The organism is Okeania sp. (genome assembly GCF_983059655.1).
In genome coordinates this window covers 1-2,564 of sequence record NZ_CEZPJD010000984.1, presented here as the reverse complement: position 1 = coordinate 2,564, position 2,564 = coordinate 1, and the positions used below count along the sequence as shown (strand labels likewise).

Genomic DNA, 2,564 nt, shown 5'->3' with positions numbered 1-2,564 from the left:
CCGCGCATCCCCCAATTCTGGGGGACTTTTAGAGTTTTATCCCCCCCAATTTTGGGGGGCTAGTGCCGCTACGCGGAAGTCAGAAGTCAGAAGTTAGAAGTCAGAAGTATTGATTGGTAAGGCTTTTAGGATTTTGTAACTGGTCAGTTATTTCCGCCATTCTGCACTAGGGGGGCAAAATCATACCCTAATTCAGCAACGCCCCATTTATAGGGATTAACAGCCGTGTACGGGAGAACCTCTGTAGGGATGTTGCATGCAACGTCCCTACTCTCTTTTTTGAAGAAATCTATTAAATTCAGTGAAGAAGGAAGGAGATTAATATTTTAAGTAAAAGTCTTTGATTAATGCGATAAATTCAGGGGTGTATAAATATTGTTTGGCTTCAATAATCAGAGTATCTTCTTGAGGGGGTAATTTATTTTTGCCTAGCTCCATCAAAATTCGCTTTGTCGGAATTTGTGGCATGGGTTTTACATATAGTTTTTTGTGGCAAAATAATCCGAAAAACCTTGCTTTTGTCTGAAAATTTTTAGCTTGCTCTACCGGGTAAATGACAACTAATCTACCTTGATCGGACAAAAGTTGAACCGCTGTTTGTAATAAATCAGTTTGCGAAAGAAAGTCTGTATGTCTGGCAACTGTTCTAGCTTTTTTTGCAGCCTTAGAAGCATTTTCAAAGAAAGGTGGATTTGATACTATTAAATCATACTTCTTTTGACAAGATTCCGTATATTTCTGAATAGAAGAATTATAAATTTTAATCCTATCTAACCATGGCGATCGCTCCACATTTTCTCTAGCTTGAATAGAAGAGTTAACATCAATTTCTACAGCATCAATTTGAGCAAGGGATAGTGTTTCGCACCGCTGAAGTGAACGCTGTGCCAACATTAAAGAAATTAAGCCCGTACCAGTACCAATATCCAAAATTTTTTCTGCTCCAGAAATATCTACCCATGCTCCTAATAAAGTACCATCAGTACCGACTTTCATTGCACATCGGTCTTGCAGAATAGTAAACTGTTTAAATCGAAATTCATTTCCTCCCATATTTTAATTTTTATGTTTAGCGTTTTACAAAAATAATTTCTGACTTCTGAATTCTGGGTTCATTAAAATACCTAGTATATCAGCTTACTATCTGCATATTTCGGAAAGATACAAATAATATCTATTAAGTTTATATTTTTCAGGATTAATCTGCAAAATATTTATTTTTTCTTCATTCTAGAAATTTATCAATTCTGATTACCTACTATAGCAGTTGAAGAAAAGGGTGCGGACATATCAAAAACTTAAAATTTCTTCCCTTCTGCCTTCTGATTTCTTCCTTCTATAAAAAATTTCTAATTTTGACTAAAAGTTCCAGATTTACTACTCAGACGACTGAAGCTTCAAATGTAGAGAAAACTAACACCAATTATTGTATAGTAGTTGGCAATTAGAGGTTTAATTTGGTGAATACTATTTGAATTAGTCAAAAGTCAAAAATAAATTTTTAGCGGATTCAGACTACATACTACAGAAGAAAATTATACTGAAAACTTTCAACCCAAAGTCATAGAGAAACTAATAATGTAAGCATTCAGCAGTCAGCCTTCAGCTATCAGCTATGTGTTATTAACTAATTATCATACTAGAAGAGAATTATCCACCAAGGAGAATTAAAATTCATTAATGAAATTGGGTATAACCTAACCTCAGTTATTGCTTGAATATTGTTCATACATCTGATTGCTGTTTGCGCAGCATTCCGCAGGAAATGCTTACCTAATAATTACCATTTTTCCACAGGTAATCGTCACAATTAACTTTATATATAGAAGAGGAGCGAACAATGTTAAATAGTCTTAATGGTGCTGTCAAAACTTATAATGCAAATAACCGGTATTTGTTTTCCATGACTAAAGAGGCAGTAGTTGATGAAATAATTCAACCAAATCAACTTGGTAGAGTTCGTTATCGGGGTAGTTTATGGAATGCTAAATGTCTCCAAGATTTTACAATTAATACAGGAGAAGTAGTATATGTTTTAGGTAATGATGGTATCACTCTCGTTGTAGATACTATTCCCAATGATGATAATATGGCTCTCGATAGAAGTGATAAGAAATTACCGTTACCAGCACCTTTATTATTGGCTGGTAAATTTTTACTACTATTATTTATTTTGTTGTAATTAGAAGGAATAAGGAAGAGGGAAGAAGGAGGAAAAGGGGGAATTTTGAAAAAAAGGGAAGTTCCATGGAACCTCCCTACAAGGTTTTGCTTGTGAAGATGTATAGCGCTGTGCGCAGGCAATAGGCAGTAGGCAATAGGCAACCCACCCCTAACCCCTCCCAGGAGGGGGATAAAAAGCTTATTATATAAAGCTTTTAGCTATTGGACAGTTCCTGAAATTTGTAAATATGCCAGCGCACATTGCTATAGTTCATCAATTTGAAAACCGCTGTAAGCATATCCGATTAATATCTACCTTTTTGTAGCATTATTTTTTCAAATTGTGATAATTCTGTGTACAGGCAAAAGGCCGTTTGCCCCCACTCCCCCACTCCCCCACT

At 35.5% G+C, this 2,564-nt stretch carries 2 protein-coding genes; one reads left to right on the top strand and one right to left on the bottom strand.

The window, feature by feature from the left end:
• Window positions 1–318: 318 nt before the first annotated feature.
• A complete protein-coding gene (locus AC3DU7_RS30910; RefSeq protein WP_488043061.1) occupies window positions 319–1,053 on the bottom strand; it encodes a tRNA1(Val) (adenine(37)-N6)-methyltransferase in 735 nt (244 codons plus the stop codon).
• A gap of 787 nt (window positions 1,054–1,840) precedes the next feature.
• Here AC3DU7_RS30910 and AC3DU7_RS30905 point away from each other — a divergent pair.
• Complete coding sequence (locus tag AC3DU7_RS30905; RefSeq protein ID WP_488043060.1) at window positions 1,841–2,182, top strand: NfeD family protein; 342 nt, start codon at window positions 1,841–1,843, stop codon at window positions 2,180–2,182.
• The last annotated feature ends 382 nt before the right edge of the window (window positions 2,183–2,564 follow it).

Excerpts from the sequence above, each read along its gene's own strand:
- AC3DU7_RS30910 (WP_488043061.1), bottom strand. The coding sequence starts at position 1,053 with ATGGGAGGAAATGAATTTCGATTTAAACAGTTTACTATTCTGCAAGAC.
- AC3DU7_RS30905 (WP_488043060.1), top strand. The coding sequence starts at position 1,841 with ATGTTAAATAGTCTTAATGGTGCTGTCAAAACTTATAATGCAAATAAC.